Origin of the sequence: Acinetobacter sp. Ac_5812, assembly GCF_013072695.1 — a bacterium.
Lineage (GTDB): Bacteria > Pseudomonadota > Gammaproteobacteria > Pseudomonadales > Moraxellaceae > Acinetobacter.
In genome coordinates this window covers 729-15,128 of record NZ_LXUK01000022.1, presented here as the reverse complement: position 1 = coordinate 15,128, position 14,400 = coordinate 729, and the positions used below count along the sequence as shown (strand labels likewise).

Genomic DNA, 14,400 nt, shown 5'->3' with positions numbered 1-14,400 from the left:
CTTGCCGTTTATTTCAGTTTTACAGCTGAACTGAGTTCAGATGTTGCACCTACACGGTCAGTGATCGTTGCTGTCACTGAAGCCACTTGGGTTGTTGGTTTCCAAGTCAGCGTTGCGGTTCCTTGTGCATTGGTTGCAGCAACCGCTGAACCTAAATAAAGCTCTGCTTCATTTGAATGTGCCGATGTGTTGCCAAAAAACTCGACCTGATAACGCTGGTTCGGCTGGCCTTTGACTTCCACTGCAATTTGTCCTTTTGACAGGCTTAGTTTTGGTGTCTGAATATTCTGGTTGGGTTGAGCATTACAGCCTTGCTCATCTGGTGTGTTGCAGGTTTTTTGCAAGTTGGCAGGATCAATTTTGACCCCATGTCCACGTGAACCCACAAAATGTGCATGCTCTAAACCCGGAATATCGAAGATAATCGTGCCAACACGTTGATTCGGTACGCAACTTCCACCCGCCTCACAACGTTTAATGTCTTTGCCATTATTCCAGATTAAGTTTTTGGTCAGAGTAATGTGGGCATTGGCATCTTTTTCAGAGCGGATCGCTATTCCCACCCGATTGCCATGTACTTTATTGCTGTCAAAAATGTTGCCATCACCGGTCAGGTTAAAACCATTGGAGTTATTGGTCAGTTCGTTATAGGCAATGTAGTTGCGCTTGCCCCAGTTGATTTGTAAACCATCTGAGTAATTTTCAAATTTATTACCCACCACCGCATTGTCATTGCCCCACAAGATTTCAATGCCTTGTGAAGGTTCAGGATTTGCTGCTGTAGAAATAAAATGATTATTGGCGACCAAGTTAAATGCTGCGCCACGAGTCAGTTCAAGCCCATCGCCATTGTCCTGAAAGTAGTTGTTCAATACTTTGTTGTTATTGGTGGTGGTCGCTGTTGGATTGCCTTTGCCATCATCACCTGTCAGCATCACCCCCGCACCACCATAGTTATGCATAATACGGTTGTTTTGAATCAAGTTATTGCTGGCACGATTCATCAAAATCCCAATACAGAAATGACGAATTTCCAAGCCTTGGATGGTGACCCCATTGATGTCACGTAATACGATGCCCGGCAAGGTGGTTGTACGAACATTGGTCCCGAATTGCCCTTCGACTGCACCTGGGCAGGCTTCGACCCCTGTGCCTTTAATATAATTTGATCCATCGATCGCGATAAACTCGCCTGTGTTCGCCCATTGCGTACCAATGATTTTTACAGGCGCTTTGATCTCAGGTAATGGACTGTTGACCTTGATTGCATAGGGTGCTTTTCCTACCGCTTGAATCAGAATCTCACTGGCTTCTGTCGGTTTGCTATTGGCTTGTTCAATTGCCCAACGTAAAGAACCTTTATCATTGTCATCTTGATAACGATCAACAATATAAGTTTCTGCTGCTGCCCAACCCGAAACTGCCATAGCGATGGCTAAAGTACTTAAACGTACATAGATTGATTTCATGTGTTAAAATCCTTTTATATTATTGTGTTGGTTGAACTGTTTTTAAAAACTGTTTCAGTTGCGTCACATCAATCTGCCCCGGTGCAGAAGCTTCACCAATCATGCCAAAACTAAAACTGCCGCCCATGTTGGCTGTCGCAATTCGAGAAATGGTGCCGAGTTTACCCATCGACATGGTGAGTAATGGCTTTTTGGATTGTTGACTCACTTTTAAAGTCGCATTCATCAGGGTAAATACATCCTGTCTGTTTTGCGGCATCACTGCAATTTTCAGAATATCGGCGCCTAACTCATCCTGTTTAAGTAAACGTTTGATGATTTCAGTCTCAGGTGGTGTTCTTTGAAAATCATGATTGGACATCACGATCAGCACTTTTTTCACATGCGCCAATTTGACAGTATTCTTCACAATTTGCTGATCACGGAACATTTCCACATCAAGCATGTCCATAAATGGCTGCTGTAAATACGCCTGATAGGTCTTGCCATAATCTGCATCGCTAATTGTTAATTGCCCGCCTTCATTATGAGTACGAATTGTGGCAATCATTGGCTTAGCACCCAGAATCTGTTTTAGCTCTTGGCCCAAGGTAATCACTTGCTTGCTATCATTGGCAAAATTGAGTAAATCAATCCGAAACTCCGCGAGATCAGCATCTGGATTCGCTGCGATCACTTTTGCCTGAGCAATTGCCTGCTCTTTGGTTTTGGCTGTGATGGGTACAATAGTTTTGACAGGCAGCTTTGCCAGTTCAGCTAACTCAACCTGCTTTTGGACACGGTCCTGTGCTTGTACTGTTTGAACCATCAAGAAGGGGCTAACAAGCAACATCACTGCTGCCAGTGTTTTCATTTTCATCTGTATCGTCCTTAATAATAGATTTGTTCATTCGGCGGCGTCTTACCGCGTTTTCATTTCATTTTTAATCTCTCCTCACCCATCAAAAGTGAGGAGTATTTTTCAATTTCAGGATCTAAGTGATTCCATAATCAGTCCATCTTTGAAAGAAAGATATTTAAAGGAATGCCTAAATATCAAAGAACACGGTTTCATCATCACCCTGAATACGAATATCAAAGCGATAAACCACTTCACCATCCACTTCACTGCGTTTGGCGATTAAAGTCTGGCGACGTACTGCCCATTCAATGCTGTTTAGAATTGGATCATTGGCATTGGCATCCACTTCATCTTCAAAATAAATACGGGTATGCAAACCAATATTGATACCACGGGCAAAAACTGCGACAGCAATATGCGGTGCCTGAATTGAGCCTTTACGGCCTGCAACAGCGCCTGGTTTTACCGTATTAAAACTCCAGAAGCCTGTTTCAAAATTAGCCCCTGTACGGCCCCAACCTAGAAAATGCGGATCGGCAGTTTTGCCTTGGGTATCTGCCTGACTTGGATAAACCCCATTGGCATCCGCCTGCCAGATTTCCAGCAATACATCTCGTAATGGCAAACCCAGCCCGTCAAACACTTGACCTTCCAGACGAATCCGTTGACCTTGAGTTTGCTCATCCACCAACTGGTGATTGAAATTATGCTCAAATACTTCGATATTGGCTTGTTGCGGTAGTAGACCGATATGTACATAAGGACCACCCGTTTGTGATGGGGTTTCCTTCAATTCCTGAAAATTCCATGCATTCATTGTTGGTCTCCCTTAAGTCAAATCATTTTCAAAATAAGTCGCACGACGACCACGAAGATGAATATCAAAGCGGTAACAACGGCTATCTGCTTCAATAAAATTGTTTTTATCTTCCAATGCAATCAAGGCACGACGTTGGTCTTCAGATGGAATGGTTTTTAAAATCGGGCAAGTATCAATCAAGGTATCGCCTTCAAAATAGAACTGCGAAATCAGGCGCTGAGCCCAACCATCTGCAATCAGGGAGAAATGAATATGTGCTGGGCGCCACTCATTAATCCGGTTACGCCAAGGATAAGGGCCGGGTTTAATCGTACGGAAAATAAAGAAACCATTTTCATCAGTTAAAGTACGACCACAGCCCCCAAAGTTAGGGTCCATCGCACCAATAAATTTATCATTTGGATGACGATACCGACCTGAAGCATTGGCCTGCCACACTTCTAATAAGGCATTTTTCACAGGACGACCAAACTGATCACGCACATATCCATGCACAATAATCCGTTCACCAACAGGTAGACCTTCTTTGGCGTAATTCAAGATCAGGTCATTATCTTTAGGGCCAAAAATACTCGGTGAAAAATGCGGTGATGTGACTTCAGTCAAGGTTTCATTAATTGAGATCAAGGCATTCTTGGGCGAGCGTAATACACTGGTCTTATAACCAGGTGTATATGCTGGCGGATGATCATCGGTATTACGTTGTGGGTATGCCCCTAATGTATGCTTTAACATGCCTGTCTCCTTAATCCTGTGGTTGTGCTGCAACGGGTTGCACGTCGATGCCAAGTTCTTTAAAGACGTCTTCGGCCATATGCATCGCCGCATTGGCTGCGGGCAAACCAGCATATAAAGCACTATGTAAAATCAGTTCCTTTAATTCATCTTTAGTCACACCGTTATTGAAGCAGGCACGTAAATGCATTCTGAGTTCGTCTTCACGACCCAAAGCCAATAAGATGGCAATCGTGACCAAACTACGGGTATGACGTGGCAAGCCTTCACGTGACCAGACTTCGCCCCACGCAAAACGACTAATAAAATTCTGGAAATCCTGATTGAAATCATTGAGGTTCGCTAAAGAGCGGCCGACATGTGTTTCACCCAGTACTTCAGTACGGACTTTTAGTCCTTGTTGATAACGTTGTTCATCATTCATGAAGGTTGCTCCTCATTTTGAAAATATGAGCCTTAAGTTGCATCGGTATGAGCAACGAGAGATTTAACAAAAATTGCGATGGCCGCTGCCGTAGCAGGAATCATCAATAAACTGAGAATGGCAGTAAACGACCAGTCATTACCCAATAGCACTGCACCAATCCATGCACCAAACACGGCACCGAAACGGCCAATCCCAGTCATCCACGCAATACCCGTTGCACGACATTGGGTTGGATAGAAACGCGCACTTAAGGCTGGCATAGACGATTGCGCACCATTAATGGCAATGCCTGCACAGAGCACCAACACAGCCAATAAAGTTGGATTGCTCAGGCTTTGCCCAACCGCAACGGCAAATAAACCTGCAATAAAATAGAAGCCCGAAATAATGCGATTTGGATTAAAACGATCCATTGCCCAACCAATGAACAAGGCACTGAGTACGCCACCGAATTGGAACAATCCGCCGATAAACGCAGCGCGCTCCATGGTTGCACCTGTTTCACGCATTAAAGTTGGTAACCAGCTGGTCAGTAAATAAATCACCACCAAACCCATAAAATAGGTCGACCACAATAAAACCGTGCCTTTGGCATATTGTTTGGAGAACAGCATGCCAAATACATTTTTCTTTTCTGCAACAGCAGACTGTTCTTCTGGAATATGGAAATGTTCGACTGTTTGAACTTTTTCAGGTGCAATATGGCTTAAAATTTTACGGACTTTTGCAGGGTCTTGACCTTTCACGATGAGGAAACGATAGGACTCAGGTAATAAGAAAATCACCAAGACCATCAGAATTAATGGTGTCCATCCACCCAATAAAAACAGACTATGCCAACCATACGTTGGAATCAGCCAACTGCTGATAAATCCACCTGTTGCCATACCTAAGTTGTAGCCACAGAACATACAGGTCACCAATAAAGAACGACTCCGTTGCGGGCAATATTCTGAAAACAAGGTGGTCGCATTCGGCATCGCCGCGCCTAAACCAATGCCGGTTAAAAAGCGCAATACCACTAAACTATTTAAGTCTGGCGCATAAGCCGAAGCCAAGGTGAAACCACCAAAGATCAACATGGAAATGGTTAAAACGATTTTCCGTCCAAATCGATCCGCTGTTGGTCCTGAAACCAGTGCACCAATGATCATGCCGCCGAGTGCAGCACTCATCACTGGCCCGAGTTGAGAGCGATCAATGCCCCAATCCTGAGCCAAAGCGGGTGCAATAAAACCCATTGCGGCAGTATCGATTCCATCGACAAATACAATGAGAAAACAAATAATTGCGATCATCCATTGATACTTGCTCACAGGTGCCTCATTAATCAGTGCCTGCGCATCCATACTGTTTTTTTGGGCAGCAAATTCCTGTGCCATAGTTGCCTCCTTGTAGGCGAATTCCTTTCTAACCCTTATGGTTATATGTTTTGAATAAACTTAGACAATGTCTGATTGAACACTTGCGGTTGTTCAATATTGGATAAATGCGACGCTGCCAAGATTTCAAGCTGACTGGTTGCAATGAGTTGATGCATAAACTCTGCATCTTGAACCGTTGTGACAGGATCGTATTGCCCTGCAATAATTAACGTTGGAATCTGAATTTGATGCAGTTGATCTCGAACATCAGCATCCGCTAAAGCACGACATGCATTGGCATAACCCTGTGCAGGTGTCAGCGCAAGACTTTGAATGGTCTTTTGCGCTAAAACATCATGCGCATAATCAAAATGTTCACTAAACCAACGTGTATGCGTGGTCTTTACAATTTCGGCCAAGCCCTTTTGTTCAACACTCTCTGCACGGCTATTCCACGCTTCGGCAGTACCAATTTTTGCAGCTGAATTTGCCACGCTAATACTGTGAAAACGTTCAGGATGTTGGATGGCTAAAGCCAATGCAGTAATCCCGCCCATTGAAATGCCACAGAAATGAACTTTTTCAATGGCTAAGGCATCCAGAATATCAACCACATCTTCAACTAGATTTTGCAATGCACTATTGGCAATGACTGCGCTTGCACCATGCCCACGTGTGTCATAGGTGATGACCTGATAATGATCAGTCAAAGCTGCAACTTGTGCCTGCCACATCTCGTGGTCAGTTCCCAAAGAGTTGGAGAACATAATGACTGGCGCATCTTTCGGACCTTGCACTTGAACTGCAAGCGGTTGTCCTTGGCGATTATTGATATGCGTGATCATGTGCTTACTCTCCTTTTGCTGCGTGTAGCACGGCATCAATTTGCGCCTGAATATTTCCCAGATAAGTTGCTGGCTTGAACAGCGCATCTAATGCTTGATCACTAAAATGGACATTTACTTGATCCATGCTGGATAACACGATTTTTAAATGCTGCTGTTGAGCAACTGCTTGCTGACATGCTTGCTCAACCAAATGGTGTGCATTCATACGCCCAATCTTGGGTGCAAGTGCCATCATCACCGCTTCGGCCATGATTAAACCTTGTGTACATTCAAGATTGCGTTGCATCGCCTCTGCATTGACTTGCAGATGCTTAAGCACATCGCAGCTACGTTCTAAAGCACCCGCACATAACTGGAAAATTTCTGGGATTGCCAGCCATTCTGCATGCCATGCACCCAAAGCACGTTCATGCTCTTGCAGCATGCTTTGATAGACACTTGCCATTAAGGCAGGCACACGATTGGCTGCGGCAAGAATTGAGGCTGCTGCAACAGGATTACGCTTATGTGGCATGGTTGATGAACCACCACGCCCTTTTGCTGCTGGTTCAAAAACTTCTGCGATTTCGGTTTGCATCAGCAATGACCAATCTTTTGCCATCTTGCCAACATTTCCAACGATCAAAGCAAGCATACTGGCAAGTTCAACCATACGGTCGCGTTCACCATGCCAAGTACATTCTGGTACGGTTAAATTGAGTTGCTCAGCAAAAGCTTCGACCACCGCTGAACCTTGATCTTGTAAAGATGCCAGTGAGCCTGCTGCACCACCGAGCTGTGCAGTCAATACACGAGTTTTCATTGCCTGTAAGCGATCAAGATCACGTTTCAAGGCTGCTGCCCATCGCGCAAATTTATGTCCCAAAGTAATCGGCAAAGCTTGCTGTAACCAAGTCCGTCCAATCATGACCTGATGGCGGTATTGCTGGGCTTGCTTTAAGGACGTTTGATACGCCTGTTGCAGTTGCTGTTCGATCAATATCAAGGCATCACGACTCTGCAAAATCGTTGCCGTATCAATGATGTCTTGACTGGTCGCACCCCAATGCACATAGCGAGCAGCATCTTCATCTTGCTGTTTCACCAAAGCGGTGAATTGCTTGACCAATGGAATCGCAACATTACCAGCCAATCCTGCTGCTGTAGCCAACGCATCCAAATCGATTTTTGCTACAGCATTTTGGCCGACCTGTTCAATCATCGTTGCCGCTGAAGCAGGAATCACATTGACCTGTGCCTGAGCTTTGGCTAAAGCCACTTCGGCTTGAATCATATAACTCAATAAAGCTTGATCACTAAAAATGGCAGTGACTTCAGGCTGATAAAATAAGCTGGCGTATAACTGGCTCATGACAGACCTCACTCAACACGTTGAATAATCAAGGCAATGCCCTGACCAACACCAATACACATCGAACACAGGGCGTACTGACCTTTGATCTGTTCAAGTTGATTCAAGGCCGTTGTCACCAAACGCGCACCTGAAGCACCCAAAGGATGACCCAAAGCAATCGCACCACCATTCGGATTAATTCGTGCATCATCATCACTCAAGCCTAAATCACGGGTCACCGCTAAAGCTTGCGCCGCAAAGGCTTCGTTTAGTTCAATCACATCCATCTGATCTAAAGTCAAATTGGCCTGTTTCAGTAATTTCTTGATGGTAGGTGCAGGTGCAAAACCCATAATCCGTGGTTCTACACCAACGGTAGTCGCTGCAATGATTTTGGCACGTGCTTTGAGCTGGTATTTTTCCACCGCTTCGTCCGAAGCAATCAACACAGCGGCTGCACCATCATTAATCCCAGAGGCATTACCCGCCGTGACGGTACCTTCAGCTTTAACCACACCCTTAAGTTTAGTTAGTGCTTCTAAGGTGGTTGATGCACGTGGATGCTCATCTGCATCTACCACAATCGCATCACCCTTACGCTGTGGAATCGTCACAGGCACGATTTCATTGCTGAAGAAACCTTTGGCTTGTGCGGTTGCAGTACGTTGTTGGCTGTTGAGCGCAAACTGATCTTGATCAGCACGATTGATATTGAACTGTTCCGCCACGTTTTCCGCGGTTTGCGGCATGCTGTCGACACCATACATTTCTTTCAGTTTTGGATTGATAAAACGCCAGCCCATGGTGGTGTCTTCAATCTTTTGACTACGGCCAAAGGAGCTGTCGGATTTACCCATCACATAGGGTGCACGGCTCATGCTTTCCACACCACCCGCAATAATCAGGTCTGCTTCATTGGCTTTAATCGCACGTGCAGCCATGGCAATCGCATCCAGTGATGAACCACACAAACGGTTTACTGTGGTGGCGGGCACTTGATAAGGCAAACCTGCCAATAATGCGGACATACGTCCCACATTACGGTTGTCTTCACCCGCTTGGTTGGCACAGCCATAGATCACATCATCGACTTGTTGCCAATCGACACTTGGATTACGTTGCATCAAAGCCTGAATTGGAATGGCTCCGAGGTCATCGGCACGTACAGGGGCTAATCCGCCAGCATAACGACCAAATGGGGTACGGATAGCATCAATGATATAAGCGTTTTTCATGTGTTTTCCTTTATCTAAAATCCCTCCCAACCTCCCTTTAATAAAGGGAGGAGTTCCCCTCTTTTTAAAGAGGGGTTAGGGGAGATTTATTATCCTTGCGTCGCATCAATCAACTGAGCACCCGTCAAAGCTTGCAATTCCTCAAAGCTCAGACCGTCTACTTTCTCAATCACTTTTAAACCGTCAGCAGTTACATCAATCACACACAGGTCGGTATAAATTCGATCAACACATTTCAGTCCTGTTGCTGGATATGAAAGTGCTTCAACAATCTTGGGTTCACCTTGCTTGGTGTTGTGATCGGTGGTGATAAATACTTTCTTGGCACCCACTGCTAAATCCATGGCACCACCGACTGCAGGAATCGCATCTGCTGCACCAGTATGCCAGTTGGCCAGATCACCATTGGCTGCCACTTGGAAAGCACCTAATACCGCAATATCCAAATGCCCACCACGCATCATGGCAAAGGAATCACCATGATGGAAAAAACTGCCGCCCGTCAGCATGGTGACGTATTCTTTACCCGCATTGATTAACTCAGGGTCTTCTTCACCTTTGGCAGGCGGTGGACCAAATGCCAGTAAGCCATTTTCCGAATGCAGAAATACATCTTTATCAGCAGGAAGATAATTGGAAATCTTGGTAGGTAAGCCAATACCGAGATTGACATAAGCACCATCAGGAATATCTTGCGCCACACGTTCAGCAATCTGGTCACGGCTTAGTTTTTGATAGCTCATGTTTATGCTCCTGTGCCATTGGCTGCATCGACAGCGACCACATGCTGTACAAAAATCCCAGGGGTAATGATGTGTTCAGGATCAACCTGACCGAGTTCAACCAGTTCGGAAACTTGCGCAATGGTGACATCCGCCGCCATGGCCATGATTGGGCCAAAGTTACGCGCAGATTTGTTGTAGACCAGATTGCCCCAGCGATCGCCTTTGTGTGCTTTGATCAAGGCAAAGTCGGCTCTAATTGGATACTCAAGCACATAGTCTTTGCCATCGATATGACGGGTTTCTTTGCCTTCCGCCAATAAAGTACCGAAGCCAGTTGGCGTGAAGACAGCACCTAAGCCCATACCTGCCGCTTGAATACGGCATGCCAGATTGCCTTGTGGCACGAGTTCCAGTTCAATCTTGCCAGCACGATACAGTTCATCGAAGACCCATGAATCCGACTGACGTGGGAAAGAACAGATGATTTTACGTACTGCCCCTGTTTTAAGCAGTTTAGCCAAACCATAATCGCCATTGCCTGCATTGTTATTGACGATGACTAAGTCTTTAATACCAAGTTCGATTAGTCCATCAATCAGTTCAGCGGGTTGTCCTGCGGTGCCAAAGCCACCAATCATGATGGTTGCGCCATCCTTGATCTGTGACAGTGCCTCAGTCAATGTGAGCGTACTTTTATCAATCATCTACCTACTTCCTGTACGATGCATCACTCGTATTTTCATCCTGAAAACCGATGAAATTAAGTCGAGTGCTTTGTTCGGATTTCTTCTATTTATTCTTGATAAATTCTGCGCTGAGTTCTAGGTTTAAAAGTGCATTTTGTTCGATGATTAATTTTTATGTTCGATCATCGAACATTATCCAAGTAAAATAGTCATCTTTCCCGTAGAATGTTTTATAAAGAAACCGTTTTAGCAAGGATGTCTAAATTATGGAAAATGATCAGGAAAAGAATCCGCGTTTGATTCATCATAACGAAAATAAAAAGACCATTCGGCATGAAGACTTTATTGCAGGAATCGCTAAAGGCTTAGCAATTTTGGAATGCTTTGGACCAGAACGACATCGCTTAAATATGAGTACCGCCGCTGAAAAAACAGGAATGACCCGCGCGGCTGCGCGACGCCATTTACTCACTTTAGAATACTTAGGCTATTTGGATTTTGACGGACATTATTATTATTTATCGCCCAAAATCCTTAAATTCTCAGGGGCTTATTTGGATGGTTCCACACTTCCGAAAATATGTCAGCCCTTATTAAATCTTTTAACCAATCAAACCTCGTTGATTTACTCTGTGATGGTTTTAGATGGTTATGAAGCGATTACTATTGCCCGTAGTGCCGCTCATCAACAAACCGATCGGGTCAATCCTTATGGCTTACATTTAGGCAATCGGCTCCCTGCCCATGCGACTTCTGCTGGCAAAATTCTGCTTGCACATTTAACACCAGAAGAACAAAAACGATGGTTAGAAAAATACCCGTTAAAACGTCTCACCAAATATACCCATACCGAAACTGATCTATTTTTAGAATTATTGCATGAAATCAAAGAACAAGACTGGTGCTATTCCTGTGAAGAACATGAATTGGGAGTGCATGCTGTGGCTGTACCTATATATGATTCCAATGCAGCCGTTGTTGCTGCCTTAAATATCGTGTCTCCGACCATGCGCACCACCAAGGATTATTTAATTGCCCATATTTTACCTTTACTACAAGAAACGGCTCGCGATTTACGCCAAATCATTTAATCAGACAAAAAAAAGCCACATCTGGAAATGTGGCGAAAGGTGTATTGCTGCTACGGCTTATGTCCGTATCTTTAAATTAACCACCCTTGCTTAAATGAACATTAAAGTTTTTAACGATCATTATGTTTTGTGTCTCTGTATGTAAACAGGAACTCAGTTGCTTCCATTTAACTTTGGTACTGCATAATCACCAACTCACATTGACACGTCGATTGGGTGCAAGACAACCGATCAATTGTTGATTATGCTGATCACCTGTACATTGCTGATATACATCAGTTTTGCTATTGGCCTGTATTTGAATACGATTTCCATCAATACCTTGAGCAACCAATAACTTTGCAACCGTATTGGCCCGCTGCGAAGACAAACGATAGTTGTAGGCGAACTTACCCAAAGGATCGGTAAAGCCTGCGACAATAATCGGAGTATTAGAACTTTCTGCTTTTATTCTTTGAGCAATATCCGCAATCGAGGTTGTACCCGTCTCAATCGCGGTTTCATCAAAGCGATCAAAAGCAAAGAATATACTGGCTGCCTTCGTTGCAGCTACAGGAGCAACGACAGGTTTCTCAGGTAATTGATTATTCTCCCCCCACGCAATCAAACCCTCACATGCTTCTCCTTTCCACGAAAGTTTTTCCGCAATATAGTGTTTATCAAAATCAACTCTTAGCTGACAACGTTGATATTTTTGTGTTTTGGGAATACGGATATCAAGTACATAATTCCATGTTTTAACAGAAAAAATCCCTTCACTAAATTGTGGATTTCCCAATAGATGGCGGATTTGATCTTTGGTTAAACCGGTATCTAAACGTGCAACGCTGTCATATTCATAGCGCTTCACCTGCTTTAGATAGCTTTTATCAATATTGGGAAAAGTGACTTCACCTTGCTGAACCTGTTTCATATCATCGGCTTGTGCGTAGATTGAAGGAAACCCGATCACCAACACGCTGATCATCAATAATGTATCTTTTCTCATTTCTTGCTCCAAATTCTTATAAATTTATGTTGGGAGAGTCTGGCTCTCCCTTTTTTTCATTATTTTAATCAAGCACAGTGCTCACGCCGACACGTACCAATGCCCCACCTTGACTGCCAAGCGCAGCACCACTGGTAAGTGACCAACGACCATTATCTGCTGTTTTTCTTAGAGTCACACCTACAGCATTCTGATTATTATAATAACCAGCACCAACGGCTAAGGTGACTTTACCAGCGACATATGGGGCTTGTTCCAGTGCCGCATTTGCAGCAATACCCGCAGACATTTTTTCTTCTAAATTGTCAATGCGCCCATTGGTTTCATAGAAGACTTGCTCGATTCGATCACCCAAGTTATTAATTTGATTGCCTATATTAATATTGGCTTGATTCAATGCACCAAGCGCATCTCCTACATTGTTATAGGAACCGTTATTTACATTGTAGGTCGGTTCAGTAAATTTGCCATTTTCATACTTTGCACCGCCACCAAGTGACTTGGTAATATATTGGTTCGATGTATTCAATTGTGAGCCATTCACCGCTTCTTTCGACGTGCTATTGACGGCTCCATCTGCAACATTGCTAATAACTTTGTTGCCCGCATTAATACCTGCTTTAGTAATCTGAACATCACCAACGGTTACATTATCTGCCGTCACTTTCTGCGAAGTAACGGTTTTAAAAGTAACATCATCAGTCGTTGCAACTTTGAACTCTTTACCACCGGAGCTATTTACAGTTTCTGTTACCGTCATATTTTGACCTGCAACCACTGTAGAATGCTGTCCCGCTTTTTGGTTAATTGAACTAATGGCATCGTTGATATTGGTTGCACCTGTCCCACCAATATTGGTAATGGTATTTCCATCGCCACCAACGAAAGCCCCATCTCCCAACATGTCATGCAATTGACTACCATTCATCGCATCTTTACTGTTTTTAGCGATGCTGCCCTCTGCAACGTTGGTGATTTTTTTATTAGCTGCATCAATTCCACTTTGGGTGACACTCGGCCCGTCTTTAATACTTAGACCGTTGTTATTGAGCGTGGTATTTCCAGCTTGGACACTATCCACCTTAATATCTTTAGCCAAATCAACTGTGACATTATTCCCTGTATTATTAACTTTGATATTTCCATCTTTATTTGCAAAATCGACGGTATCTGTCGGTTTTACTTGGCTTGAGTTTTGCCCATTGGTAGTTAAATTCCAACCTTTACTCACCGTTTGCACAGTATTGTTGACTGATTTAATCGCATCATGAATGGTACTCTCACCAGTGTTCCCAATATTGTTATTGATAAATGTGCCTGTATTTGGATCATAAGTAGTTGTGCCACCAATGATGTTTTTCACGCCATCTCCAACTGCAAATAATTGGCTGCCATTTACAGCATCAGTCGAAGTCGCATTCACATCACCCTTTGCCACATTAGTGATCTTTTGATTGCCTGCATTGATTCCGTTTTTGCTAATACTTGGGCTATTCGCGACCGCATTACCACTGCCATCGACAAAGCTGAGGCCATTGCTATTGATCAATGTGCCTGCTGCATTCACGCTATTCACGGCTAAGTCTTTGGAGAGTTCAATCGCAAGCTTACCTTGATCTACCTTCGTGGTGATGTTGCTGTCGGCGCCAACCACATCCACCGTTTGTCCCAGTTTCTTCTGAACGGAATTACCATCCGCCGCAGTTAAACCAAAGCCAGTATCGGTTAAACCTGTCTGGATTTGTTTTAATTGCTCTTCTGTCGCTGCACGGCCTTGAGTCGCAAAGTCCGCACTACTGATATCTTTATTGCTTAGACCTTCAAGTGTGCCTTTGCCT

The 14,400-nt window shown here is 44.1% G+C and carries 14 protein-coding genes; 1 reads left to right on the top strand and 13 read right to left on the bottom strand.

The features are described from left to right. Nucleotides 1–8: 8 nt before the first annotated feature. The 11 genes from A7P55_RS13485 to A7P55_RS13435 all read right to left on the bottom strand — a co-directional run bounded on the left by A7P55_RS13485 (nucleotide 9) and on the right by A7P55_RS13435 (nucleotide 10,501). Entirely contained in the window at nucleotides 9–1,469 is a 1,461-nt protein-coding gene (locus A7P55_RS13485) for a right-handed parallel beta-helix repeat-containing protein (RefSeq protein WP_171552484.1), read from the bottom strand. Nucleotides 1,470–1,488: 19 nt separating this feature from the next. Then, nucleotides 1,489–2,328, bottom strand: a complete 840-nt coding sequence (gene aroD, locus A7P55_RS13480) for a type I 3-dehydroquinate dehydratase (RefSeq protein ID WP_171552483.1) — start codon at nucleotides 2,326–2,328, stop codon at nucleotides 1,489–1,491. A 169-nt stretch (nucleotides 2,329–2,497) separates the two neighbouring features. After that, complete coding sequence (gene pcaG, locus A7P55_RS13475) at nucleotides 2,498–3,127, bottom strand: protocatechuate 3,4-dioxygenase subunit alpha (RefSeq protein WP_171552482.1); 630 nt, start codon at nucleotides 3,125–3,127, stop codon at nucleotides 2,498–2,500. Between the two features lie 12 nt (nucleotides 3,128–3,139). Continuing rightward, nucleotides 3,140–3,865, bottom strand: a complete 726-nt coding sequence (gene pcaH, locus A7P55_RS13470) for a protocatechuate 3,4-dioxygenase subunit beta (RefSeq protein ID WP_171552481.1) — start codon at nucleotides 3,863–3,865, stop codon at nucleotides 3,140–3,142. Between the two features lie 10 nt (nucleotides 3,866–3,875). Next, nucleotides 3,876–4,289, bottom strand: a complete 414-nt coding sequence (gene pcaC, locus A7P55_RS13465) for a 4-carboxymuconolactone decarboxylase (RefSeq protein ID WP_171552480.1) — start codon at nucleotides 4,287–4,289, stop codon at nucleotides 3,876–3,878. Between the two features lie 32 nt (nucleotides 4,290–4,321). Then, nucleotides 4,322–5,674: an MFS transporter gene (locus A7P55_RS13460; protein WP_065342297.1), complete on the bottom strand. Its 1,353-nt coding sequence runs from the start codon at nucleotides 5,672–5,674 to the stop codon at nucleotides 4,322–4,324. A 41-nt stretch (nucleotides 5,675–5,715) separates the two neighbouring features. Further along, nucleotides 5,716–6,501 (bottom strand): 3-oxoadipate enol-lactonase, encoded by a 786-nt coding sequence (pcaD, locus tag A7P55_RS13455; RefSeq protein WP_171552479.1) that lies wholly within the window; start codon nucleotides 6,499–6,501, stop codon nucleotides 5,716–5,718. 4 nt (nucleotides 6,502–6,505) lie between these two features. After that, nucleotides 6,506–7,855 (bottom strand): 3-carboxy-cis,cis-muconate cycloisomerase, encoded by a 1,350-nt coding sequence (locus A7P55_RS13450; protein WP_171552478.1) that lies wholly within the window; start codon nucleotides 7,853–7,855, stop codon nucleotides 6,506–6,508. An 8-nt stretch (nucleotides 7,856–7,863) separates the two neighbouring features. Further along, the gene (pcaF, locus tag A7P55_RS13445; RefSeq protein WP_171552477.1) at nucleotides 7,864–9,072 is read right to left on the bottom strand and encodes a 3-oxoadipyl-CoA thiolase; all 1,209 of its coding nucleotides are present in this window, start codon (nucleotides 9,070–9,072) and stop codon (nucleotides 7,864–7,866) included. Nucleotides 9,073–9,161: 89 nt separating this feature from the next. Continuing rightward, nucleotides 9,162–9,815, bottom strand: coding sequence for a 3-oxoacid CoA-transferase subunit B (locus tag A7P55_RS13440; protein ID WP_171552476.1), 654 nt, complete (start codon nucleotides 9,813–9,815; stop codon nucleotides 9,162–9,164). 2 nt (nucleotides 9,816–9,817) lie between these two features. Further along, the gene (locus A7P55_RS13435) at nucleotides 9,818–10,501 is read right to left on the bottom strand and encodes a 3-oxoacid CoA-transferase subunit A (protein ID WP_171552475.1); all 684 of its coding nucleotides are present in this window, start codon (nucleotides 10,499–10,501) and stop codon (nucleotides 9,818–9,820) included. Nucleotides 10,502–10,749: 248 nt separating this feature from the next. Between A7P55_RS13435 and pcaU the strand changes: the two genes are divergently transcribed. Then, on the top strand, nucleotides 10,750–11,574 hold the full coding sequence (gene pcaU, locus A7P55_RS13430; protein ID WP_171552474.1) for an IclR family transcriptional regulator PcaU: 825 nt from the start codon (nucleotides 10,750–10,752) through the stop codon (nucleotides 11,572–11,574). Nucleotides 11,575–11,761: 187 nt separating this feature from the next. On the opposite strand, the gene A7P55_RS13425 is transcribed toward pcaU, so the two are convergent. Together A7P55_RS13425 and A7P55_RS13420 are read right to left on the bottom strand one after the other, a co-directional pair. Next, nucleotides 11,762–12,562 carry an OmpA family protein gene (locus A7P55_RS13425; RefSeq protein WP_171552473.1) on the bottom strand — a complete coding sequence of 267 codons (801 nt, stop codon included), beginning with the start codon at nucleotides 12,560–12,562 and terminating at the stop codon, nucleotides 11,762–11,764. A 64-nt stretch (nucleotides 12,563–12,626) separates the two neighbouring features. Then, the coding region (locus A7P55_RS13420; protein ID WP_171552472.1) for a YadA-like family protein at nucleotides 12,627–14,400 on the bottom strand (1,774 nt) is incomplete at its 5' end.